The 23,776-nt window shown below is 65.0% G+C and carries 18 protein-coding genes and 2 tRNA genes; 6 read left to right on the top strand and 14 right to left on the bottom strand.

Annotated elements, in window-relative coordinates:
* Positions 1–962 (bottom strand): ABC transporter ATP-binding protein (locus tag K8V11_RS04220; protein ID WP_303911151.1); only part of this gene is annotated, 962 nt, incomplete at its 3' end.
* A 316-nt stretch (positions 963–1,278) separates the two neighbouring features.
* Here K8V11_RS04220 and K8V11_RS04215 point away from each other — a divergent pair.
* Together K8V11_RS04215 and K8V11_RS04210 are read left to right on the top strand one after the other, a co-directional pair.
* Positions 1,279–2,859 carry a fatty acid desaturase gene (locus K8V11_RS04215; RefSeq protein WP_303911150.1) on the top strand — a complete coding sequence of 527 codons (1,581 nt, stop codon included), beginning with the start codon at positions 1,279–1,281 and terminating at the stop codon, positions 2,857–2,859.
* A 10-nt stretch (positions 2,860–2,869) separates the two neighbouring features.
* A complete protein-coding gene (locus K8V11_RS04210) occupies positions 2,870–3,469 on the top strand; it encodes a TetR/AcrR family transcriptional regulator (protein WP_303911149.1) in 600 nt (199 codons plus the stop codon).
* Here K8V11_RS04210 and K8V11_RS04205 read toward each other — a convergent pair.
* Both K8V11_RS04205 and K8V11_RS04200 read right to left on the bottom strand, forming a co-directional pair.
* Positions 3,466–4,230 carry a PaaI family thioesterase gene (locus K8V11_RS04205; RefSeq protein ID WP_303911148.1) on the bottom strand — a complete coding sequence of 255 codons (765 nt, stop codon included), beginning with the start codon at positions 4,228–4,230 and terminating at the stop codon, positions 3,466–3,468. The genes K8V11_RS04210 and K8V11_RS04205 overlap by 4 nt on opposite strands.
* Positions 4,223–5,683 (bottom strand): FAD-dependent oxidoreductase, encoded by a 1,461-nt coding sequence (locus tag K8V11_RS04200; RefSeq protein ID WP_303911147.1) that lies wholly within the window; start codon positions 5,681–5,683, stop codon positions 4,223–4,225. The genes K8V11_RS04205 and K8V11_RS04200 overlap by 8 nt, the downstream gene beginning before the upstream one ends.
* Before the next feature lie 172 nt (positions 5,684–5,855).
* Between K8V11_RS04200 and K8V11_RS04195 the strand changes: the two genes are divergently transcribed.
* Positions 5,856–6,989 (top strand): alpha/beta hydrolase, encoded by a 1,134-nt coding sequence (locus K8V11_RS04195; RefSeq protein WP_303911146.1) that lies wholly within the window; start codon positions 5,856–5,858, stop codon positions 6,987–6,989.
* Between the two features lie 39 nt (positions 6,990–7,028).
* Here the strand turns inward: K8V11_RS04195 and K8V11_RS04190 are convergent, their stop codons facing one another.
* Positions 7,029–7,601, bottom strand: coding sequence for a dihydrofolate reductase family protein (locus K8V11_RS04190; RefSeq protein ID WP_303911145.1), 573 nt, complete (start codon positions 7,599–7,601; stop codon positions 7,029–7,031).
* Positions 7,602–7,676: 75 nt separating this feature from the next.
* Here K8V11_RS04190 and K8V11_RS04185 point away from each other — a divergent pair, with 75 nt between their 5' ends.
* Entirely contained in the window at positions 7,677–8,255 is a 579-nt protein-coding gene (locus tag K8V11_RS04185) for a TetR/AcrR family transcriptional regulator (RefSeq protein ID WP_303911144.1), read from the top strand.
* Positions 8,256–8,265: 10 nt separating this feature from the next.
* On the top strand, positions 8,266–8,637 hold the full coding sequence (locus K8V11_RS04180; protein ID WP_303911143.1) for an iron chaperone: 372 nt from the start codon (positions 8,266–8,268) through the stop codon (positions 8,635–8,637).
* A 149-nt stretch (positions 8,638–8,786) separates the two neighbouring features.
* On the opposite strand, the gene K8V11_RS04175 is transcribed toward K8V11_RS04180, so the two are convergent.
* From K8V11_RS04175 to gyrB, 6 genes are all read right to left on the bottom strand, one after another.
* Positions 8,787–8,859: transfer RNA gene (locus K8V11_RS04175), tRNA-Ala, on the bottom strand.
* 72 nt (positions 8,860–8,931) lie between these two features.
* Positions 8,932–9,008: transfer RNA gene (locus K8V11_RS04170), tRNA-Ile, on the bottom strand.
* Positions 9,009–9,135: 127 nt separating this feature from the next.
* The gene (locus K8V11_RS04165; protein WP_303911142.1) at positions 9,136–9,705 is read right to left on the bottom strand and encodes a DUF3566 domain-containing protein; all 570 of its coding nucleotides are present in this window, start codon (positions 9,703–9,705) and stop codon (positions 9,136–9,138) included.
* A gap of 8 nt (positions 9,706–9,713) precedes the next feature.
* Positions 9,714–12,239: a DNA gyrase subunit A gene (gene gyrA, locus K8V11_RS04160; protein ID WP_303911141.1), complete on the bottom strand. Its 2,526-nt coding sequence runs from the start codon at positions 12,237–12,239 to the stop codon at positions 9,714–9,716.
* 236 nt (positions 12,240–12,475) lie between these two features.
* Complete coding sequence (locus K8V11_RS04155) at positions 12,476–14,344, bottom strand: alpha/beta hydrolase (RefSeq protein WP_303911140.1); 1,869 nt, start codon at positions 14,342–14,344, stop codon at positions 12,476–12,478.
* Between the two features lie 66 nt (positions 14,345–14,410).
* A complete protein-coding gene (gene gyrB / locus K8V11_RS04150) occupies positions 14,411–16,549 on the bottom strand; it encodes a DNA topoisomerase (ATP-hydrolyzing) subunit B (RefSeq protein ID WP_303911139.1) in 2,139 nt (712 codons plus the stop codon).
* 197 nt (positions 16,550–16,746) lie between these two features.
* Between gyrB and K8V11_RS04145 the strand changes: the two genes are divergently transcribed.
* Positions 16,747–18,465 (top strand): sodium:proton antiporter, encoded by a 1,719-nt coding sequence (locus tag K8V11_RS04145; RefSeq protein ID WP_303911138.1) that lies wholly within the window; start codon positions 16,747–16,749, stop codon positions 18,463–18,465.
* A gap of 6 nt (positions 18,466–18,471) precedes the next feature.
* On the opposite strand, the gene K8V11_RS04140 is transcribed toward K8V11_RS04145, so the two are convergent.
* The 4 genes from K8V11_RS04140 to dnaA all read right to left on the bottom strand — a co-directional run bounded on the left by K8V11_RS04140 (position 18,472) and on the right by dnaA (position 23,712).
* Positions 18,472–19,005: a DciA family protein gene (locus tag K8V11_RS04140; protein ID WP_303911137.1), complete on the bottom strand. Its 534-nt coding sequence runs from the start codon at positions 19,003–19,005 to the stop codon at positions 18,472–18,474.
* A gap of 3 nt (positions 19,006–19,008) precedes the next feature.
* Positions 19,009–20,208 carry a DNA replication/repair protein RecF gene (gene recF / locus K8V11_RS04135; protein WP_303911136.1) on the bottom strand — a complete coding sequence of 400 codons (1,200 nt, stop codon included), beginning with the start codon at positions 20,206–20,208 and terminating at the stop codon, positions 19,009–19,011.
* Positions 20,209–20,252: 44 nt separating this feature from the next.
* A complete protein-coding gene (gene dnaN / locus K8V11_RS04130; protein WP_303911135.1) occupies positions 20,253–21,431 on the bottom strand; it encodes a DNA polymerase III subunit beta in 1,179 nt (392 codons plus the stop codon).
* 781 nt (positions 21,432–22,212) lie between these two features.
* Positions 22,213–23,712: a chromosomal replication initiator protein DnaA gene (dnaA, locus tag K8V11_RS04125; protein WP_303911134.1), complete on the bottom strand. Its 1,500-nt coding sequence runs from the start codon at positions 23,710–23,712 to the stop codon at positions 22,213–22,215.
* Positions 23,713–23,776 lie beyond the last annotated feature (64 nt).

Raw genomic sequence — 23,776 nt, 5'->3', positions numbered from 1 at the left:
ATGATCTCCACGCGCGCGTTCGACAGCGTCGTCAGCGGCGCGTAAAGCCTGGTGAGCAGCAGGGCGAGCGAGACCACCGAGCCGGCCTCCAGCCCGCCGGACAGCGCGCTCCAGCCGCCGACGCCATAGACGACGGCCAGCGCCAGTGTCGACAGCAGCGTCAGCGAACTCATGAACACGCCCATCGCAAAGCCGGTGCGCACCCCGATATCGCGGACCCGGCCGGCACGGGCATCGAACTCCCCGGCCTCGGCCTCCGGCTCGCCCATGAGTTTGACCAGCGTGGCGCCGCCGGCGTTGAAGCGCTCGGTCATCTGGTCGTTCATCGTCGCGTTGAGATCATTCGCCTCCCTGCGCATCGCCGCCAGGCGCCGGCCCATGTACCTGGCGGGGATGAGGAAGATCGGCACGATGACGAGCGTGAGGAGGGTGACCTGCCACGACAGCGAACCCATGACGAGCAGGGTGAGCACGAGCTGGACGAAGCTCGACACCACCCCGGAGAGCGTGTTCGCGAAGGCGCGCTGCGCGCCGAGAACGTCGTTGTTGAGGCGGCTCACCAGCGCGCCGGTGCGCGTGCGCATGAAGAACGCGACGGGCATGCGCTGTACGTGGCGGAACACCGCGCTGCGCAATTGGAAGATCAGGCCCTCGCCGATCTGGGACGACAGTAGACGGTTGATGACGCCGAAGAACGCTTCCAGCAAGCCGAAAACCCCGATTGCCACGGCGAGGAGCACGACCGTCGTCAGCGCTCCCCCCGCCACGATCTCGTCGACGACGCGGCCGGCGAGCAGAGGAGCTGCGACCACGACGAGCGCGCTGAACACAGAGGTCAGAAGGAAGAGCGCGATCTTGCGCGAGTGTGGTTTGGCGAAGCCCCCGACGCGGCGCAGGTTCTCGCGGGTGAAGACGGCGCGGTTGTAATTGCCGTTCTTATTTTCCTCGCCAAAGGCTCGCATCATGGAAAACGGTGTGATTCCCGGCTGCATCGGCCCTCCTCTCTCCAGGTGGAGCAGGGCCGAACACGTGCGCCGGTCCCCTCTGCGTCAACGCGGTGCCGCGCGTATTGATTCCTTGTGCCCCTCACCCGGACCCTGCAGCTTTCCCATCCGGTTGGACAATTATTCGTCTCATGTCTAGACATTTGAAACTTGTTTGTCTAACATGATGCATTACCAGTGGTATTGGTCACAGTTTGTCAATGATCACCACCACGCGATGTTTCGAGAGACGCGTTCCGGCGTGGCTCTCCCGGACGATCGGAGGGGTGAGAAGATGTCGCACAGCGTCTCAGATCACCAGCAGCACGAAGAAGACTTCGATGGCCACGACCACGAACACGGCCATCACCATCACGATCACGTCAGCCCCGACGTCGATCCCTACAACTGGACCGACCCGAAGCGCCACCTCTGGCTACTCGGGCTGATCCCCGCGGGCATGCTCTTCCCCGCGCTCGCCTTCTTCGCAGCGTTCAACTGGCTCGCGAACAACTCCTTCCTGGGCGTGGAGACGCCGTGGACGGTGCTCGCCACGCTCACGATGTTCCTGCCGTGGGTCATGGTCTTCGTCTTCATCCCGATCCAGGACTACCGCTTCGGCCGCGACGGCTCGAACCCGCCGGAGGAGGTGCGCGAGCGCCTCGAGGCGGACAAGTACTACCGCTGGGTCGTGTACGCCTACGTCCCGCTGCAGTACGCCACGCTCATCATGGCCTGCTACCTGTGGACCGCGAACGACCTCTCGTGGCTCGGCCATGAGGGCTCGATGCACATCGTCGGCAAGCTCGGTGTCATGCTCGCAGCGGGCATCGCCGGCGGCATCGGCATCAACACCGCGCACGAGCTCGGCCACAAAATCGAGTCCGGCGAGAAGTGGGCCTCGCGCATCACGCTCGCGACCACCTTCTACGGTCACTTCTTCGTCGAGCACAACCGCGGCCACCACGCGCGTGTCGCCACCCCGGAGGACCCCGCGTCCTCGCGCCTCGGCGAGTCCTACTACCGCTTCCTGCCGCGCTCGGTCTTCGGCTCGCTGCGCTCGGCATGGGGCCTCGAAAAGGACCGTCTCGCGCGCATGGACAAGAGCCCCTGGACGCTGCGCAACGACAACCTCAGCGCGTGGGCCATGTCCGTCGTGCTATTCGCCGCGCTCACCGCGATCTTCGGCTGGGCCGTCCTCCCGTGGCTCATCGTGCAGGCCATCTACGGGTTCTCGCTCCTCGAGGTCGTCAACTACCTGGAGCACTACGGTCTCCTCCGTCAGAAGACGAACAAGGGCCGCTACCAGCGCTGCCGTGCCGAACATTCCTGGAACAGCGACCACATGGTCACCAACATCTTCCTGTTCCACCTGCAGCGCCACTCGGACCACCACGCAAACCCGATGCGCCGCTTCCAGGTGCTTCGCACCATCGACGAGGCGCCGCAGCTGCCCGCCGGCTACGCGACGATGATCGTCCTCGCACACGTCCCGCCGCTGTGGCGCAAGGTGATGGATAAGCGCGTGCTCGCCCACTACGGCGGCGACGTCCACCGCGCGAACATCGACCCGCTTTTCCACGACCGCATCGTCGCGAAGCACACCCCCACCACCAATGACGCCGGACGCGCCGGATCTCAGGTCGGCGGTACCGCGACGCTCGTCGAGGACACCGACGCCGACAAGGCCCTGGCCGCCGGTACCTCCCCGATCGGAACGTACGTGTGCCCCAATTGCGGGCACCACTACATCGAGTCGAAGGGCGAGCCCCGCGAGGGATTCGCCCCGGGTACGCCGTGGTCGGACATCCCGAACGACTGGCAATGCCCCGACTGTGGCGTGCGGGAGAAGATCGACTTCCTTCCCGTCGCGTAAATTGGTGCGCATGGCAGATGCGCGCACCACGAACCGGACTCTCGCCTTCGCAGCCCTCACCTCCCTGCTGCGGGGGCGAGACTGGTCTGAGGTGACGATGGCGGATGTCGCCCGCGAGGCGAAGATGAGCCGGCAGACGCTCTACAGCGCCTTCGGTAACCGCCAGGGCCTGGCCAAGGCCTACGCCCTACAGCTGGCCGAGACGTTCGCCAGCGCCGTGCGCACCCAGATCGAGGCATATCCGGGGGATATCGCCACCGGCCTGAGCGAGGGCATCCAGGCCTTCCTCTCCCAATCTGGGCACGACCCGCTCATCATCGCGCTGCTCTCCGGCGAGACGAAGCCAGATCTTCTCGCGCTCATCTCCACCGAGGCCGAGCCGCTCATCGCGCGCGCTACCCAGGTGCTCAAACCCGCATTCACCAGCAGCTGGATGCACATCGAGGACAACGTCGCCCGGTGGACGGCCGAGGTCATCGCGCGCGTCGGTATCTCCTTCGTATCGAGCCCGCCGAAGGACCTCTCCGGCATCGCCGAGGGCCTGGCGACGATCATCGCGCCCGGCCTCGAAGCGGCGAGCGCCGTCGACCGGAGCGCTACGAGCTCCTAGCGCTCCTCGCCCGGGGCGGTGGCGTCTCGTCCCGGCAGCGGAACATTGGCCGAAATGAACAGGGCGCGCGCCTCGACGCGCAGCTCCCCGCCCGATTCGATGGTCGCCCGCACCCAGATCTTGCGGCCCTCGTGGCTCTCCACCCACGCCTTCATGTCCAGAGGCTCGAGCAGCGGGGTCGGCTTCCGGTAGTCGATCTCGTAGTGCGCCGTCATCCCGCGGAGCCCCACCCAGTGGTTGGCGAATCCGAAGAGGTGATCGAGCATCAACGCGCTCATTCCCCCGTGCACGCAGCCCGGGGGGCCTTGGTACGGCAGGCCGAGCGTGATGCGCGCGGACACCGAACCGTCGGGGTTGCCGAAGGCGCGAAGCGGCGGGGCGATGACGTTCTCGGTGCCACCGACCGGATTGGTCCGCCGCGCACCCGGACCGCCCTTGCGCCACTGGCTCGCCAGGCGCGTGGCCTGGTCGGGCGACTGCGGTTCGACGATGTCGGCGGCGCGGCGTAGGAGTTCGGCCGCCTCGGCGAGATCCGCGCCGCTATCGGCGATCCCGGTGAGCGCATCGCGCAACCGGCGCATCTGCTCGCCCACGTCCTCGAGGTGTGGGTCCGCGCCCTCGAGCTCGCTGAGATCCACGGGCTCGAAATCCTCGCCCCACACGCGCTGCGCGTCCGCGAGCTGCGGGTCGCGCGTACCGAGGACCGGGTGCAGCTTGCCTCCGCTGTGCCACGGGTCCTCGGCGGACGTGTCCTTACTCATGTATCGACTCCTTCGCCGCGTTTCGTCCCGCCCGGCGGCCGAAGAACGATCCATCGCCGAGGGATGTACCCGAAATATATCCCTCCCCGTGCAGGCCGTGGGTGGCGCGTCCGGCGGCGTACAGTCCCGCGATCGGCTCGCCGGCCAGATCGAGGACCCGCGACTCGAGATCGGTGTGGAGTCCGCCCAGCGTGAAGCCCTGCGGCATCGATTCCGAACCCATGAGCCCCTTGCGCATTCCGTTACCGGTCGGATAGGCGCCGTACGGGGACTTGAGCGGCTTGAGGAACCTCGCCTCCTTGCCGAACGCCTTGTCCTCGCCGGCCTCGGCGTCGGCGTTGTACTCGGCGAGGGTATCGGCAAGCCCTCGCTCAGGCAGTCCGCAATCGCGCGCGAGCTCCTCGATGGTCTCCGCGACGTGCGCCGGCCGCATTCCCCACAGCTCGGTTTCGGGGACGGCGTCGACGATGTCCTCGTCGACGATGATCCACGTCGGCGCCGGGCGATGGTGGACGGCGGCGTGCGAGTACAGCCCGGGATAGCGGTCCTCGTTGATGAATCTCCGGCCACCGCCGTCAACCAGAAAACCGTTCGTGACCAGCGGGGCCGCGACGGGCAGGGCGGTCTCGGTCTGGTGCATCCGTCGTACGGCGGCGCCCGCGCGCATCGCCATCTCGATCCCCGAGCCGTCACTGTGGCCGTCGGTGACCTTGCCCTTCCCGACCTGCTGCGGCGCCCACTGCTCGAGCATCCGCTCGTTGTCCACGAAGCCGCCGGTCGCGATGATCACCGCGCCGGCACGGAACTCGAGTTCCTTCCCGAAATTCGTCGCGATGACGCCGCACACCGGAGTCGCCGGGTCGCCGGATTCGCGGACGAGACTTCGCGCCTTGATCTCGGTGCGGATGTCGATTCCCGCCTTTTCGGCTGCCGCGAGGAGCCGCGCCATGAGCGTTTCCCCGGCGAACATGCCCTGCGGTGGGCGGTGGCCGCGCGCGGCGGGCCGGGCGACATCGGAGAACGGCTTCGCGCGCTCGCCCATCCACATGAGCCCGACCTCGGTGCTCGGCATCCACGTCGGCTCGTCCCACACCTCGTGGCGGAATTCGAGGCCGTGGCCAAGTAGCCAGTCGTGGTGCTCGATGGCGCCGTCGCAATAGGCCTCGATCTTCTCCTCGTCCGCGTTCGGACCGAGGGCCGCGGCGAGGAACGCCTTCATCGCCTCGACGGAATCCTCCATTCCCACCGCGCGCTGCGTACCCGTTCCGCCGCCGAGATAGATCTCGCCTCCCGACTGCGCGGACGCGCCGCCGAGGCCCGAGGCCCCCTCGAGCACGATGACCTTCGCGCCCGCCTCGGCCGCCTCGATCGCGGCGCAGATCCCCGCGATGCCGCTGCCGAGGACGAGAACGTCGGTGGATTCGGTTGTGGTGGTGTCGCTGGAAGAAGCCATAAGACGATACTAGAACGTGTTTCAGTTTCGCTTGTCGGTTCGGTGGGATTTCCATGCCGACGTTCCGGAATCTTCTCCTCGCAGGTGCGCCGGAATCGCAGAATTCCGTGCGCTTCGCCCCGGCGTCGGCAACAATGGGCGCACGCAGCAAACTCAGCAGTAAGTGTGTGCCATGTCCACCGGCTTTCTCGTGACCGTCATCATCTGGGCCCTCGTCGTCGCGGCCGTGTTGTGGCCGCCCCGCCGACCGATTCTTCTCGCGCGGGCCGTGTTCCTCATCAGCGTCGCCGTGGGCGAGCTCCCGCTCCTGTTTCTCCTCGCGTTCGCCATTACCGCCGTGCAGACCTACCGTTCTGCTGACGGCGTGGTGGGCCCTGCCGGTTGGGCGTTCTACGCGCTCGCAGTTCTCGTCATCGCCGGTATGGGCGTTCTCTATGTCCGCACGCTGCGCGCCCGTCCGGTGGTCGCCGAATCCGTCGGCCTTCCCCCGCACAGCGCGACCGAGTGGTGGTCCGGGATTTTCGGATTCCCGATCAAACCTCTGCGGGTCGAGCGGATCTCGAACGTGCAGTACTCGGGCAGCGGCCGCGAACACCGCCTCGACGTGTACCGCCTCCGCCGCAATCCCGGCCCCGCACCCGTGCTGATCTTCTTCCACGGCGGAGGCTTCTCCGGCGGGAACAAATATTGGGAGGGCCGCCACCTCTGGTACCGCATGGCCGCGCAGGGATGGGTCGTAATCAGCGCGAACTACGCGCTTCGCCCTCACTCCGGGTACCCCGAACATCTCGCCGACGCCAAGCGGGTCATCGCCTTCGCCCGCGAGAACGCCGACGAATACGGGCTCGACCCGGCGACGGTCGTCGTCTCCGGCAGCTCGGCCGGCGGACACCTGGCGGCGATGTGCGCGCTCACACCGAACCTTCCCGAGTTCCAGCCCGGATTCGAATCCGCAGACACCCACGTCTCCGCCGCCGTGTGCCTCTACGGCTACTTCGGGCGTTACTACGGCGAGCCACGCGGCCACCGGCCCTCCTCGCTCCCCGCCGACTACTCGGCCGCGGACGCGCCGCCGGTGCTCGTCGTCCACGGCACGCACGACAACTTCATCTCCGTGAATAGCGCCCGCCGATTCGTCCGCTACCTGCGCGAGCACTCCCCCTCCGCGGTCGCGTACGCGGAGCTTCCCGGTGCAAACCACGGATTCGACGTGTTCGCCGGTCCGCGCCCCCGCGCTGTCGTCGACGGCATCTCGCACTTCCTCGGCCGAGAGGTCCTGCGCACGGGCCATCCGCGTGGGCGATAAGGATCGTCACCTCCGCCGTCATAGGTGTGGGGCTTTCCCCTATTCCTGACGCCGGACGTACTCCTCCAACACGACGCCGGAGTCGAAGGCGACCGTCCGAACGCGGTCCCACTGCGCCGGCGCGTAGGTCCCGGGCGCGAACAGCGGGATACCGGCGCCGAATACGATCGGATTTCGCTTGAGCACGAGACGATCGATCTCCCCGTCGAGCTGAGCCGCGAGGTTCCCGCCGCCGCACAGCCAGATGTCCGCTCCCTCTTGCGCCTTGAGCTCTCGCACGAGCGTCGCCGGATCCTCGGCGGTGACGGTGAGGTTCACCTGCGGAGCCAGGTCTCGGTGGGTGAATACGTACTGCTTTAGGTGCCGGTATGGGCTCGGCGCATCCGGCAATCCAACAGCGTATGTGCCGGCGCCCAAGAGCACCGTGTCGAACCGCTCCCGGCGCTGGGCGATGCCGAGCTGTTCGGCGATGTGCGTAGGGATCGCGTCGGGCACCTCGGCGGTGATGAACTCGATGTGGTCCCCTTCGAAGATGAAGGCGTCGAACTCGCCATCCGGTCCCGCAATATAGCCGTCGATACTGACGGCAACGTAATAGACGAGTTCTCGCATGATTGCTCCTAACCACTGCAGGTGTAGTGACGACGAGAGTACGACAGGTGTCGTGGTTTGTCTATAGTGGTGCGCATGGTTCGTAATATCGATCGCCGCAACGCACTCGCCGATGCTGGTTTGGGGATTCTCGCCGAGCAGGGGGCGCGGGGACTCACCCATCGCGCGATAGACGGTCGTGCCGGCGTTCCCGTAGGGACCGCGTCGAACTACTTTCGCAACCGCGATGCGTTGATTGCCAGCCTGGTCGAGCGCATCGGCGAGCGCCTCGCACCTACGCCCGAGTTTCTCGCGGCCCACGAAGGCAAGGAGCCGTCCCGGGAACTATTCACCGAATACCTCGCCGACATTGCCTATCGGCTACTCGACAATCGAGAGGTGACGATCGCACTATTCGAGTTGCGGCTCGAGTCGCTGCGGCGCCCCGAGATCGCGGCGGTGCTGCAGGAGTGGAAACGTGCCGGCTTCGAGGGCGATGTGGAGTTCAATCATGCCGCCGGGCTGCCCGGTGATCGCCGCGACATCGCGCTCTTCCACTATGCGATCGAGGGGCTGCTCTTCGACCGGCTCACCGGGCCGCTGATGCCGGAGGCGTCCGTCGACGACATCGTCTCCGATTTCGCCGCCCGCCTCCTGCCTCCCGAATCGCCCTAGGCTGGGATCCATGGCCAAACCCACGACCATTGACGAGTACATCGCCGCACTAACGCCCGAGCAGGCCGAACGTATCGAGGAGTTCCGCCGACTCGGACATTCGACCGTGCCCGACGCCGAGGAGGCGGTGAAGTGGGGCCACCCCGCAATCGTGCATCCGCGCGGGACGATTCTTTTTGTCTTCAGCGCGCACGCCAAGCATGCGAGTATCGCCTTTACCCCGTCGACCCGTGAGCACTTCGATGCCCAGCTCACCGACTTCGACACGGGAAAGGGATCGCTCAAACTCCCCTACACCGAAGAGCTCCCGTCGGCGCTTCTCAAGGAGATGATGTCCTTCAGGCTCCGCGAGTTCGAAGACGATGGCGTCCTCTGGATGTGAGGGGCCCAAAACTCGCGCATACTTTTCGTTCGATTCCGTAGACAGTGGCTACAAAATCCCGAAATGAAATGCACATCTCTCAGCGCCGCGCCCATGTCAAACAAAAAGCCGGGACCTCGACCACGCGAAGTCCCGGCATTCTTCAATTGTGGAGCCTAGGGGATTCGAACCCCTGACATCTGCCTTGCAAAGGCAGCGCTCTACCAACTGAGCTAAGGCCCCGAACTGCCGGAGCTACTCCGGCTCGCTAGGGAAAACGCCGGACCGAATGAACGGATCCGGCGCGAATCTAGCTGGTGGGCCTAGGAGGACTTGAACCTCCGACCTCCAAATTATCAGTTTGGCGCTCTAACCACCTGAGCTATAGGCCCGTGCATCGGCGTTGCCGTGCAACAAGCGAATAATTTACCCGACCTTCACCTGTTACTCCAAATCGGCCGAAATGTACTCCGCCCGCCCCCATTTCATAAAGGCGGGCGGAGCGCAAACGTAGGCAGGCTAGCGGTCGCGATCGGCGAACGTCACCTGGATCCCGCCGCTGGTCATCGACGCGGCGAGGTTGTAGACGAATACGCCGATCGTCGTCATGATCGACCACAGCACGACGTTGAGAAGCCCAACACCGGCGGCGTAGAGCATGATGTTCCCGACGCCGACCACGGATGCCGAACCATCGCCGACGACGTCGGACAGTGCGCCGCCGAGGCGGTCCCACACTCCCATGCCCGACAGCAGGAGGTAGAGCACGCCGACCGCGACCATCCACACGATGAAGAGAGCGAACATCAACGCGAGGATCGTCGTGAACGCGCTCCACGGATCGATGCGACGCAGAATCACCGTGGACTGCAACGGCCCGCGGCGGACGCGCTGGGACTGCGCGACCACCGGGCCCGGCGTGCCGGCCGCTCCGGCGACCGGAGCGCTGGACACGCCTCCCGGCCCGCCTTCACTGCCGTTGAAGGACCGGCTGCGCGCGGTGGCTCCCGTCGACGGGGCCTGGGAACCGGCCGAAGGTCCTTGGCCCGGATTCGGCCCGCCGCTCGGGTTCTTGGGCGTTTCGGTCATCGCTTCACCTACTTCTTGGCGTCGTCGCCGAGCTCGAGCTGCTCATCGACGTCGGGCTCGTCCGCGCTACGCGCGATTGCCAACAGGCTATCGTTATCGGCCAGGTTCATCAGGCGTACGCCCTTGGTCTGGCGTCCTGCCTTACGAACCTGCTTGGCCACGGTGCGGATGACTCCGCCCGACGACGTGATGGCGTACAACTCGTCGTCAAGCTCACAGATGAGCGCACCCACGAGCTTTCCGCGCTTCTTGTCGTACTGCACCGTGAGCACGCCCTTGCCGCCGCGGTTCTGCGCCGAGTACTCACTGAGCGAGGTGCGCTTCGAGTACCCGCGCTCGGTGGCGACGAGAAGGAACAGCTTGTCCTCATCGAAGTCCGAACGCACCACCTGCATCGAAAGCAGGTGGTCGCCCTCGTTGAACCGCATGCCCATCACGCCGGACGTCGCGCGGCCCATCGGCCGCAGGATGTCGTCCGAGGCGTTGAACCGGATCGACTGGCCCTCCGCAGAAACGAGCAGCATGTCGTCGTCCGAGGAACACAGGGCGGCGCCGATCAGCTCGTCGCCATCCCGGAGGTTGACGGCAATCAGTCCGCCCGAGCGCGGCGAATCGTAGTCCACGAGCTTCGACTTCTTGACCAGCCCGTTCTTCGTGGCGAGCACGAGGTACGGGGCGTCCTCGTAGCTCTTGATCCGGATAATCCCGGCGATCCGCTCCTCCGGGCCGAAGGCGAGGAGGTTCGCGACGTGCTGGCCGCGGGCCGTGCGGCTCGCCTCGGGAAGCTCGTACGCCTTGAGCCGGTACACGCGCCCCTTCGTCGTGAACACGAGCAGCCAGTCGTGCGTCGACGAGATGAAGAAGTGGCGGACGATATCGTCCTGCTTGAGTTCGGCCCCGCGCACGCCCTTACCGCCGCGCTTCTGCGAGCGGTACAGGTCTGTGCGTGTGCGCTTGGCGTAGCCGGTCTCGGTGATCGTGACGACAACATCCTCGCGGGCGATGAGGTCCTCGTCGGTGACATCTCCATCGGCGGGGATGATCACGGCGCGGCGCTCGTCGCCGTGCTTGGCGACGATCTCGCCGAGCTCGTCGGCGACGATCTGGCGCTGCCGCTCGGGACGCTCAAGAATGTCCTTGAGATCCGCGATCGTCTTCTCGATTTCGGCCAGTTCGTCGACGATCTTCTGCCGCTCGAGCGCCGCGAGGCGTCGCAGCTGCATGTCGAGAATCGCCTGCGCCTGGTCGGTGTCGATATCAAGCAGGTCCATCAACCCGGTGCGCGCCTCGTCGACCGTCGGCGAGCGACGAATCAGCGCGATGACTTCGTCGAGTGCGTCAAGCGCCTTCACAAGACCGCGCAGGATATGGGCGCGCTTCTCGGCCTCGTCCAGCAGGTACTGGGTGCGCCGGACAATGACCTCGATCTGGTGCGCGACGTACAGGCGCACGAGCTGGTCGAGACGCAGTGTCCGCGGCACACCGTCGACGATCGACAGCATGTTGCAACCGAACGAGGTCTGCAGCGAGGAGTGCTTGTACAAGTTGTTGAGCACGACCTTCGCCACCGCGTCGCGCTTGAGCGTGACGACGATGCGCATACCGACGCGATCGGAGGAGTGGTCCTCGATCTTCGCGATACCGGCGATCTTGCCGTCGCGTACCTGGATGGCGATCGACTCGATCATGTTGTCCGGGTTGACCTCGTAAGGCAGCTCGGTGATGACGATGACGGTGCGGCCGTTTTCCTCTTCGATCGAGGTCTTGCCGCGCATACGGATGGAACCGCGGCCGGTCGTATACGCATCGCGAATACCCTGCTCGCCGACAATGAACCCGGCGGTCGGGAAGTCGGGGCCCTTGATTCGTTCCATGCACGCCGCGAGCGTCGTCTCCTCGTCAGCCTCCGGGTTCTCGAGGCACCAGTAGATCGCCTCGGCGACCTCTCCGAGATTGTGCGGCGGCATCTTCGTCGCCATGCCGACCGCGATGCCGCTGGCACCGTTGATCAACAGATACGGCACGCGCGCCGGCAGAACCATCGGTTCCTTGGTCTTGCCGTCGTAGTTCGGCTGGAAGTCGACGGTGTCGCGATTGATGTCGCGCACCATGTCCATCGCCAGCGGCGTGAGCCGGCACTCGGTGTAACGCATGGCGGCGGCGCCGTCGTTACCGCGGGAGCCGAAGTTACCCTGCCCCTGCACCATCGGGTAGCGCATCGCCCACGGCTGAGCGAGGCGGACCAGGGTGTCGTAAATCGCCAAGTCGCCGTGCGGGTGGTAGTTACCCATCGTGTCGGCAACGGGCTTCGCCGACTTCACGAAGCTGCGTTCCGGCCGGTAGCCGTTGTCGAACATCGCGTACAGGATGCGGCGGTGAACCGGCTTGAGGCCGTCCCGCACGTCCGGGAGCGCACGTCCCACGATCACGCTCATCGAGTAGTCGATGTAACTGCGCTGCATTTCTGCCTGCAGATCGACCGGCTCGATTCGGTCCATCTCTCCACCGGTGGGTGGCAGCGTCGAATCCGTCATGAGCTCCTCTTGGTCCTATCTTCCACAGGGAGCGCGGCGCCGCCGGGAGGTCCCCGAACCGCCTGACCGCAAATCCCTGCACGTCAACCCATACAGTTTATCGCCAAAGTGCGCCCCGGTGGGGTTCGGCTCTCCGGCAAACGCCGTAAAAGCCGCCTCATTGCCCCGTTTATCGATTCGACCGTCGTCCCGGGTATCCCCCTAGGGACGTCTTTTCACCCATGACGTCGGACGCGCTATGCCTCCCAGAGTCGTCGAGCCAGCAGACTGTCCACGCGCGCGGCTGCCGCCGCGAAGAGCGGTGTCGCGGCCGACATGACGTTGAATCCATGCGGAACCGCCGGAAGAACCTGCAGGTCGAGAGCGTTTCCGGCGGCCTTGAGCCGGTACGCGAACGCCAGGGTCTGCTCGAGCACCCGATCTCGCGAGCCTACGGCGAGCTGGACAGGCGGAAGATTCTGCAGCTCGAGCGCCGCCCCCGGTGCCAGCCGTGCGTCGCGCAGCCGCGGATCCGCAGGGTCGATATCTTTCTCGGTCGCGGCGCCGAGGTACCGCGACATTCCCGGCCACAGCGGGATGTCGGTCCATTCGACCACCGGGTAGATCGCCACCACACGGTCCACGACGATTTCCGACTGCGAGCGCAGCTCGAGTGCCACGGACAGGGCGAGCGCCCCGCCGGCGCTGTCGCCGTAGAGCACGATGCGCGAGACTTCCCGGCCCGGCGCCAGGCCGAGATCGGCTCGGCGCGCCCAGGCCTCGCGCACCGACGCGACGGCATCGGCGTAGGCCGCGGGAAATGCGTGCTCCGGCGTCACACGGTAATCGACCTGAAGCACCGGTGCGCCGGTCGCGGCACAGAGACGCGCGGCCGACGGTGCGTGGGTGTCGAGGTCGCCCACGACGAAGCCGCCGGAATGAAATTCGACGATGAGGGGCAGCTCGCGCTCACGACCGAGCGGCACGTAGTCCGGTTCGTGCAGTCGCGCTCCGATCGCGCCGTCGGGGCCGTCGAGAGAGAGGTCCCGGCTGCTCACACCTGGAATCCGCCCGTCGCCCCACGCCTCGTCGACGCCCGCGCGGAATCCTGCGCGCATCTCGGCGATCTCGGCGTCGCTGAGCCGGTGGCCCGGATCGACCTCGTCGGGGTCGCCGAGCAGTTCGGCCGGCACCTCGGCGAACGGGTCGCCGACGGTGCGCCGCAGGAAGTCCAGCGAAGCCTCGATCGCGGGCAGCATCGAATCCGAGCCGGCGAATACGTGCCCGCCCGGCAGCTCGACGAGCTCATGGTTGACGCCGAGCTGGCCCAGCCGCTCGGCGAGCGCGCGGCTCTCCCCGACCGGAACCATGGTGTCGCCCGTGCCGTGCACGAGCAGGACGGGCGGGCAGTCGGCCTGCAGCACCCGCTCCGGGGAAGCGGCATCGGCGTCCCATCCCATTGAGAGGAATTGCTCGAAGTCGGCATGTTGGCGCAGCGCCTCGGGGTTGCCGCCGAGTGCTGCCTCGGCGCTGGTGGCGAGCATGCGCGGCAAATCGGAGGGCCCATACCAGTCGATGATCGCCGCGGGCTTCGGCGCGGGCTCTCCGGGATGGTCGGCTGCACCGCCGAGCGCGGCGAACCGCTCCGAACTAGCACCTGTGAGAAGGCCCAGGTGTGCGCCGGCGGATTCGCCCCACACGACGAGCTTGTCGGCGTCGATGCCCAGATCGTCGGCGTGGGTGTGCACGAACGCCAGAGCTGCGCGCACGTCGGCAGCCGGTCCTGGGAACGGCACCTCTCGCGCGAGGCGGTAGTCGATACTCGCCACGGCGTACCCGGCGAGCAGCAGCCGCTCAATGAACCACGCGCGCTCGACGTCAACCGGTCGGCGTTTGCGCGAGCCGTGGACCCAGGACCCACCATGCACCCACAGCACCAGCGGCGGCGGGGACTCGACGCGCGGATCGCGCGGCACGCGCACGTCCATGAACAGCGGGCGCCAGCCATCGGGAGCCGAGTAGACGAGGCTGTCGAAAACGAGCTCACCGAACTCGCCGGTATGCGGGCGCGGGACGCCGAACGCGTCCCGGCCCAGCGCGGAGGGGCCACTCACACGGTTGAACATGCGCGATAGTCTACGGATCCTCGGGCGCGCGATTCCGCGCCGGGGCCATGCGGCCCCGGGCGCGGGCTACACGTCGAGGAAGCGAACGTCCTTCGCGTTGCGGGTGATGAACGAACGGCGAGAAGCGACATCCTCGCCCATGAGGATCGAGAACAGTTCGTCGGCCGCCGCGGCATCATCGAGGGAAACCTGCTTCAGCACGCGGACCGACGGGTCCATCGTCGTCTCCCACAGCTCCTTGGCGTTCATCTCGCCGAGGCCCTTGTAGCGCTGGATGCCGTCGTCCGTGTTGATCTTGCGGCCGGCCTCCTGGCCCTCCTTGAGCAGAGCATCGCGCTCGGCATCCGAGAACGCGAACCCCGGATCGCCCTTCGCCCACTTGAGCTTGTACAGCGGCGGGTTGGCGAGAAAGACGTGGCCCTCTTCGACGAGCGGACGCATGAAGCGGAACAGCAACGTGAGCAGCAGCGTCGCGATGTGCTGGCCGTCGACGTCGGCGTCGGCCATGAGCACGATCTTGTGGTAGCGCAGCTTGTTGATGTCGAACTCGTCGTGGATGCCCGTGCCGAGCGCGGTGATGATCGTCTGCACCTCGGCGTTCTTGAGCACGCGGTCGATGCGGGCCTTCTCGACGTTGATGATCTTGCCGCGAAGCGGCAGGATCGCCTGGTACATCGAGTCGCGGCCGGACTTGGCCGAGCCGCCTGCCGAGTCGCCCTCCACGATGTAGATCTCGCTCTTTGACGGATCCTTCGAGCGGCAGTCGGCGAGCTTGCCCGGCATGCCGCCGAGCTCGTTCGCGGACTTGCGGCGCACCATGCGGCGGGCGTTGCGGGCGGCGATTCGCGCCTGCGAGGAGTCGACGGCCTTCTTGATCATCGTCTTGGCTTCGGACGGATTGGCTTCGAGCCAATGTCCGAAGTGCTCGGCGACCTGCCTCTGAACGAAGCCCTTGACCTCGGTGTTGCCGAGCTTGGTCTTCGTCTGGCCCTCGAACTGCGGGTCGGTCACCTTGATGGATATGACGGCGGCGAGACCTTCGCGCACATCGTCGCCGGTGAGGTTTTCGTCCTTGTCCTTGATGAGCTTCTTATCGCGGGCGTAGCGGTTGACCAGCGACGTCAACGCCGTGCGGAAACCCTCCTCGTGCGTGCCGCCCTCCACGGTGTTGATCGTATTGGCGAACGTATGCACCGACTCGGAGTAGCCGCCGTTCCACTGCATCGCGATTTCGATCTCGTGGCCCGTGCCGGCCGCGTCGAAGTAGACGATCGTCGGGTGGATCGGGTGCTTGGTCTTATTGATGGAGCGGACGTAGTCCTTGATGCCATCGGGGTAGTGGAACGTACGGGTACGGACCTTGGAGACGGCCGGTGTTGCGGCCCCGGCCTCCGGCGCCGTTCCTGCGTCGGCGGAGTCCGCGGAACCCTGGGATTCGGCATCAGCACCGTCATCCTCGGCATCTTCGTCGAGGACCGGCTCGATGTCGATCGCCTCGTCCTCGTCGCCCGACTCGGCGCTTGCGATGGCCTCGAGCTCCGCGATCTCCGAGGCGCCCTTGCGGTTGTCGGTAAGCGTGATCGTCAGGCCCTTGTTGAGGAAGGCCATTTCCTGCAGGCGACGCGAAATGGTCTCGAAGGAGAACTCCGTGGACTCGAAGATCGTCGGGTCCGCCCAGAACCGCACCGTCGTGCCGTGACCCTTGGTCTTGCCGTGGTCGATCAGCTCGCCCGGCTCGGCGTAGTTGTACTCCTGCGTCCACAGGTGGCCGTCGACCTTGATCTCGACCTCGAGCTTCGTCGACAGCGCGTTGACCACGGAAATACCGACACCGTGGAGGCCGCCTGAGACGGCATAGGCATCGGAGTTGAACTTGCCGCCGGCGTGCAGCTGAGTCAACACGACCTGGACGGTGGGAAGCCCGGTCTCGTGCATGCCCACGGGGATACCGCGGCCATCGTCGATGACCTGCACGCTGCCGTCTTCCTCCAGCGACACCTCGACCTTCGTCGCATGGCCCGCCATCGCCTCGTCCACCGAGTTGTCGACGATCTCCCACACCAGGTGGTGTAGGCCTCGCTCGCCGGTGGAACCGATGTACATACCGGGGCGAAGTCGAACCGCCTCGAGACCCTCGAGGACCGTAATCTGCTCGGCGCCATACGCCGAAGCCTCAGCCGACTTTGAAGGCTCGGACTTTGCCACGTGGTACTCCTTCGCGTGTTACCGCTCAACTTTCGTGCCCTGCCTGAAAACGCGCCCACAACAAGTGTGAACCCACTATCGGGTATGGCATTAGCCCTCACAGTCTACCTGTGACCCGGGGTTAATCGGTGGACCTACCTCTCCCGCGCCGTCACAGCCTCCCGCGGGATCTCGTGTCCGGTGCAAAAATGTGTGTTGTGCATATCTTCGTGTTTCTCGCCGCCGGACTCATGGCCGTGATTTTCGCCGCCAAGTCCTCGGCGCGAACCGGCATCGCGGCGCCCTTGCTGCTGCTCTGCCTCGGCATCGCCGCGAGCTTCCCGTCGTTCATCCCCGACGTCGAGCTCGAGCCCGAACTTGTCCTTGCCGGGTTCCTGCCTCCGTTGCTGTTCTCGACGGCGTCGAATATGCCGGTCGTCGATCTGCGCAGGAACGCGGGAATGATCATTTGGCTGTCCATGGCGATGGTCGTCCTCCCGGCGATCATTATCGGCGCCGTCATCCACCTGGTATTTCCCGAAATTTCCATCGCACTCGCCATCGCTCTCGGCGCGGTCGTCGCACCCATCGACGCGGTCGCGGCGACGAGTATCGGTAAGCGACTCGGGCTGCCGCCGCGGCTCATGGCGGTGCTTGAGGGAGAGAGTCTTTTCAACGATGCCTCGGCACTCGTCACTTTGCGCACCGCCTTGGCCGCGCTCGCCGGCTCGTTCTCTCTCTGGCAGGCGGCGGGAAGTTTCGTGTGGGCGACACTCGCAGGCATCGTCGTCGGATTCATCGTCGGCCAGCTCGTGACCAAGGCGCGCAGGTGGCTCGCCGATCCGGTCTTGTCGACGTCGATTGCGCTACTCACGCCGTGGACGGCGTTCTTCATAGCGGAGGAATTGGAGGCTTCGGGTGTGATCGCGGTGGTCGTCGCGGGGGTGATCTGCGGGCATAAGGCAACCAAGCATCTCACCGCGACGGACCGCAACTACTCGGCGACGATGTGGACGGTTATCTCGTTCATCCTCGAACACCTGGTGTTTCTGCTCATGGGTCTCCAGATCGCCGACCTGTTCCACCGGGCCCAGACCGAACACAACCTCGACTTCGTGTGGCAGGCCAGCATTATCGTCTTTGCACTTTTGCTGGTGATGCGATTCGGCGGTGTCGCGATCGCGGTCGCGGGCACCCGCCTCACCGCGGCTCGCAGCCACCGCAAGATCAGGCGCCTCGATGCGACGACCGAAAGGTTCAACGACGCCGTCGAGCAGAACCTCATCGAGTCCTGGCGGGCGGAGAAGCTCCAGCGCAGGCTCGAGCGGACGAGCGCCGACATCGAGTTCGCACAGTCGACCCCGATCACTCGCCGAGGTGCACTCGTGCTCAGTTGGGCCGGGATGCGCGGCGTGGTCACGCTTGCTGCGGCGCAAACAATCTCGGTGACGGCCGCCGGCGAACCGCTCATACACCGGTCCTCGATCATTCTTGTCGCGTTCCTCGTCGCCGTCGCGACACTCATCGTGTTCGGCGGAACGCTGCCGGCACTGATCCGGGCGCTGAAATTTTCCTCGCCCTCGGCCTCCAAATCGAAACAGGAGGTTTCCGGACTGATGACCTCGCTACTCGATTCCGCGGTCGCCCAGCTCGGTCCCATGTCCGAGCTGGAGATCGACGGCCGATCCTTGTCGCCTGAGCTTGCCAAGAAAATGGAGTCCCGGATCGAGATGATGATGCGCGCACCCGCGCGGCACCAACAGGCGATCGCACAATCCGACAGGGAACTTTTCCACGAACTGCAGGATAAGTATCTGGACGCCCTGCAGGACGCTCTCGACCGCGAACGCGCGATCGGCGCCTATTCCGCGAAGACCTTCAATGCGGCGCAGCGGCGCCTCGATCTTTTCGAGAACGGACTCGACATGGGGCGCTGACCAGCTCTATCCGTAAGTGTCGCGCGGTCCGCGGCCCTTGACGTGCAGTGGACCCTTTCGCCAGCTCGGCGCCGCGGGACCGTTGATTCGCAACCTGCGCACGATGTTCGGGCCGAACGCCTTTGCAATGTTTTGCAGGGTCTGCTTCTGGTACAGCCGCATCTGCGTGGCCCACGCCGTCGAGGAGGCGCGGCAGTACAGCACCCCGTCTTCGAGTTTCTCAGGGACGACGTGGGCGGCATTGCCCTCGCCGATGATCTCGGGCCACCGCGTCTGCATGCGCCCGAACACGACCTGATCGTCCCAGCCCTGCTTCTTGGCGACCTTCGAGATCAGGCTACCGAGCGATTGCGGATCCCAGTGATCGGCGCCGGCCGCCGTCCAGCCGCCCTTGCGCCGTCGCACGGTGGAACGCACCGGATCTCGGCGGCCGCGGCCGGTGAACTGTCCTTTGGCCTTGGCGTTCTCGCGCGCCTCCTCGAGGGCGCGCATGGCCATCGAATGCCCGGCCGAACGCTTGGGCTTCTCGTCGTCCGACATCTGCTACTCCCCCTCCGCGATCTTGCCCGATTCCGGGCGCTCGATTCGCGTGATTCGCGATTCGCGGGCGTCACCGGTTCCCGTCATGTCCACGAAACAGCGGGTCCCGCCGAGCGCGGCCGGCAGATCTTCCGGCACCGCCGCCGTCACCAATACCTGTTCTACACCCGTGGCCACCTCGGCCAGGGCCGCCCGCCTGGCGGTATCGAGCTCGGCGAACACATCGTCGAGCATCAGGATCGGCTCCATATCGTCCTTGCGCAAAAGCTCAAGCGAGGCGATGCGCAGCGCCAGCGCGAACGACCACGTTTCCCCATGCGAGGCGAACCCCTTAGCGGGCTCCTGCCCCAGGTTGAGCTGCAATTCGTCGCGGTGCGGACCGACAAGCGTCTGACCGCGAACGACCTCGTCGTCGCGTCGCGCGGCGATCTCCGCAAGCAGCACGGCCTCCATGAAATCGGTGTCCTGCAATTCGGCGACTCCCGGCCTCTCCCCGCGCAGCCGCGGAACATAGGCGATCGTCGCGGCGCGCGACGTCGGCGCGAGGCGCGCATACGCCTCGGTGACGAGCGGGCCGAGTTCCTCGACCAGTCCAGCGCGCGCCGCGACGATCTGCGCACCTAGCTCGGCGAGCCGGATATCCCACACCTCGATCGACGCCAACGCCTCGTGATCCGGCGCCCGCCGCAACGCAGCCGCCGCATTCTTGAGCAACGCCGTCCTCTGCCGCACAACCTTGTCGTATTCCGAGCGCAACGCCGCCATCCGCGGCCGGCGCTGTACAGCAAGATCGTCGAGAAACGCCCGTCGCCCCGCGGGTTCCGCACGAACGAGCGCGAGATCCTCGGGCGCGAAGATCACCGACTGGACAACGCCGAGAATCTGGCGCGGCGATCGCACCGACGACGTATTCAGCCGCGCACGATTGGCTTTCCCCTTGTTGACGGCGAGCTCGACCGATAGCTCGCGACCGCGGTTGTGCGCGAGCGCGGTGATTATCGCGCCTTCTTTCCCGGTGCGCACGAGCGGCGCGTCCCCGGACACACGGTGAGACGAGAGCGTCGCAAGCATCGTGATCGCCTCGAGAACGTTGGTCTTGCCGAATCCGTTGCGACCGACGAGCACGGTCGTCCCGGTATCCAGCTCGAGATCAAGTTGCGGCCACGAGCGATAGTCGACGAGCCGCAGGCCACGCAGATGCATAGTGTCCAGTCTGCCTGCCGGCGCCTACCGGCTTACGAAGGTGGTCAGCCCGGAAGGCGAACCGGCATGAGGAGGTAGATGTGGTTCGTGTCCAGCGGGGCGTAAGTACCGTCGGACTCGGCCTCGGGAAGCGCCTCGGGCGCCGGACGCAGAACTGCCGGGCTGTTCGGGCGGGTAAATGCCATCACCGACTTCGGCGTGGCGATCGAGTTGAGCCCGTCGAGGAGGTATGTCGGGTTGAACGCGATGGTGAGGTCCTCGCCGACGAATTCCGCCGGCAGGCTTTCCGTCGCGGCCGCCGAATCGTCTCCGCCGGCAGACAGCGCCACTTCGCCCTCGGAGAAAGCCAGGCGAACCTGCACGCCGCGCTCGGCGACGAGCGCAACGCGCTTGATCGCCGCGACGAGCGGAGCGACCTCGACCATCGCGAGCGCACTGTGTTCCTTCGGCAGCAGGCGGCGCACCTCAGGGAACTCCGCGTCGAGAAGTCGAGCGGTGGTGCTGTGATTTCCCGCGCGAATGCCCAGAATGCGGCCGGATCCCAAAGCGGAACCGGCTCCGAGATTCAGCTCGATGGCGCCGCCATGTCCGGCCGAACGCGACACCTCCTGGAGAGTCTTCGCCGGCACGAGTACCTCGCCCGAAGCCTCGGCCTCGGTCGGATCCCATGGGCACTCGCGAATCGCGAGGCGGAAGCGGTCTGTGGCGATGAGCGTCATCTTGTCGCCGACGATCTCCACGCGCACGCCGGTGAGCATCGGAAGCGTGTCGTCCTTGCCGGCCGCCACTGCTACCTGCGAGACCGCTTCCGTAAACGTGTCCAGTTCGGCGCTACCCGAGAGCTCAGGGAAACTCGGAATCTGCGGGTAACCCTCGACCGGAGCGGTAGGGAGCGTGAAGTTCGCCGAGCCACAGCGAATCGACATCTTTGCCTCGGCAACGGCAACCTGGACCGGCTTGTTCGGCAGCGCCTTCGCGATCTCCGCGAGTAGCCGGCCCGACACGAGCGTCGTTCCCTGCTCTGCGATTTCTGCGGACACGCTCACCTGAGCCGAGGTGTCTCCGTTGAACGCCGTCACCCGCAGACCGTCCTCACCAGCCTCGAGCAGGATGTTCTGCATGATCGGCTCACGCGAACCCGAGGGCAGAGACCGAGCGACCCAGGCAACTGCGTTGGCAAATTCCTCGCGCATGACCTGGAACTGGGGATCTGCACTGTCCATCAAAAATGCTCGCTTCGTTTGCTCGGGTACCGGTCGTCCTGGACGCAACCTCGTGCGCGCGGCGATCTCTCGCACGCTGGGTGCATCGTTGCCTCTGCGGATTCGCTTGGATTTGTAAGTTACAACACCATTACGAACGCTCCAGGGGCGCTGACACAAAAGAGTATCCCAAAACCTGTCTCCCGTTTGAGTCGGATCCCCAATTACAACGATGTAATTCTGGCGACGCTTTGTTGTCCTTTGCCGCGAGCGGATGCGAGTCGAATCGTGAGTTGCCTAGAACCTCTCCGCCCATCCACCTACTTTCTTGTTATTTAGAAGGGAGATAAATACTAGTAGTAGTAGGTCCTGTGAATTTGTGGGCAACTGCCCTTCTGCGCACGTCAACGCGCCGCGCGCCCGTGCACAACCTTGTGATCGATTGTGTGTCCATAACGCCGTTTCTGTGGACGACAAATGTTGTGCACGTTCGGTCCACGCTCCGTCCACGAAAATCGCGCTTCGCTCAACATGTAATTCACAGTCCTGTCCACAGGTGTGAATTTTGAGGACTCGTGTGGCGCAGAGTTACAAATGTGGTGGACTACTTGTGCAATAACTGTGTTATTCATGACGTCGGGCATGCCGTTCCACCTCGGCCCAGACCGCCATCCCGACCGTCGATCAAGAGGATTCGTGGCCCGGTATGACACGAAAAACGCCGCCCCCGAAGGGGCGGCGTGAGAAATTCGTGGGTAGTGCTTGAGCGAAATAACACCGTTCGGCGCCGGCATCGCAGAAGCTACGCGCCGCGCGAGCGTTCCTTGATCCGAGCGGTGAGCTCCTGGATCTGATCGTATGTGCGCCGATCGTCCTTCATTTCTTTGAGGATCTTGCGGTTCGCGTGGATCACGGTGGAGTGATCCTTACCGCCGAACGTGCGCCCGATCTTCGGAAGCGACAGATCAGTGAGCTCACGGCACAGGTACATGGCGATCTGGCGAGCTCGCACGAGAGACCTGGTCTTCGACCCGGAACATAGATCGTCGATAGTGGTGTCGAAGAACTCGGCGGTCACCGCCATAATCGAGGCTGCGGATATTTGGAGTGAGTTGTCATCGGAGATGACGTCGCGCAGCACGACCTCGGTGAGAGGCACGTCGATGACCTGCTTGTTGAGCGAGGCGAACGCGACCACTCGGATGAGCGCACCTTCGAGCTCTCGGATATTGCGCTGCACCCGAGACGCGATCAGCTCGAGCACGGGAAGCGGAACCTCGTTGCCGTCCGTACTCGCCTTCTTGGCGAGAATCGCAATGCGCGTCTCCAGCTCTGGCGGCTGGATGTCGGTGAGCAATCCCCACTCGAATCGCGTACGCAAGCGATCCTCCAGCGTGGAAAGCTGTTTCGGCGGGCGGTCCGAGGTGATGACGATTTGCTTCTGCGCACCGTGGATCGTGTTGAAGGTGTGGAAGAACTCTTCCTGAACCTGCTCCTTGCCGATGAGGAACTGGATGTCGTCCACCAGCAAAATGTCCGCTTCGCGGTAGCGCTTCTTGAACATGTTCTGCCGGCCGTCGCGGACGGAGTTGATGAAGTCGTTGGTGAACTCTTCGGTCGAGACGTACTTGACCTTGAGACCCGGTTGCATGTTGAGCGCGTAATGCCCGATCGCATGAAGCAGGTGTGTCTTGCCGAGGCCGGACTCGCCGTAGATGAAAAGCGGGTTGTACGCGTACGCCGGCGCCTCGGCGACCGCGAGCGCGGCGGCACGCGTGAAGCTGTTCGAGCTACCCGTCACGAATGCGGAAAACGTGTAGCGGGAGTTGAGGTCATTATTACTAACGACTGCGGAGAGGGCCTCATCGTTCTCGGGTACGTGCAGGTCGCGCTCGATCTCCAGTCGCCTGTCCGCCTCCAGCTTCGTTTCGGGAGAAGACTGGTCCCGCACTGCTTCCGCGCTTCGGGCAGAAGGGAACCCCTCGTGCACCTCGGGAATGTTCTCCGAACGCTTGGGTTGTTCTGCAAGAGAGGTGTCAATTCGTACGGCGAGGTCGATGTCTTCGCCGATGATCTTTCGCATCTCGTCGGTGATGCGATTACGCAGATCGCCTTCGATGTTGTCGCGAGCCATCTGGCTGGGAGCGGCGAACATCGCGAATCCTTGTGCGAGGGCTATGGGCTTGACCAGCGACAACCAGGCGCGCTGTTGCCTGGAAATGGGAGCTACCGTTCCGTCCGGACTCCCGGTGATGAGCTCGTCGAATACTGTCTTCCAAACCTCGTCCAAACTTGGAGACATTCGGTTCAGGTCTCCTTTCATCGACTTTGAACGAGGGTTACACAAAATGGGTTCAAAATTTCGT

The organism is Dietzia timorensis, from assembly GCF_020742175.1.
Classification (GTDB): domain Bacteria; phylum Actinomycetota; class Actinomycetes; order Mycobacteriales; family Mycobacteriaceae; genus Dietzia; species Dietzia timorensis_A.
This window is presented reverse-complemented; position numbering and strand designations above follow the sequence as displayed.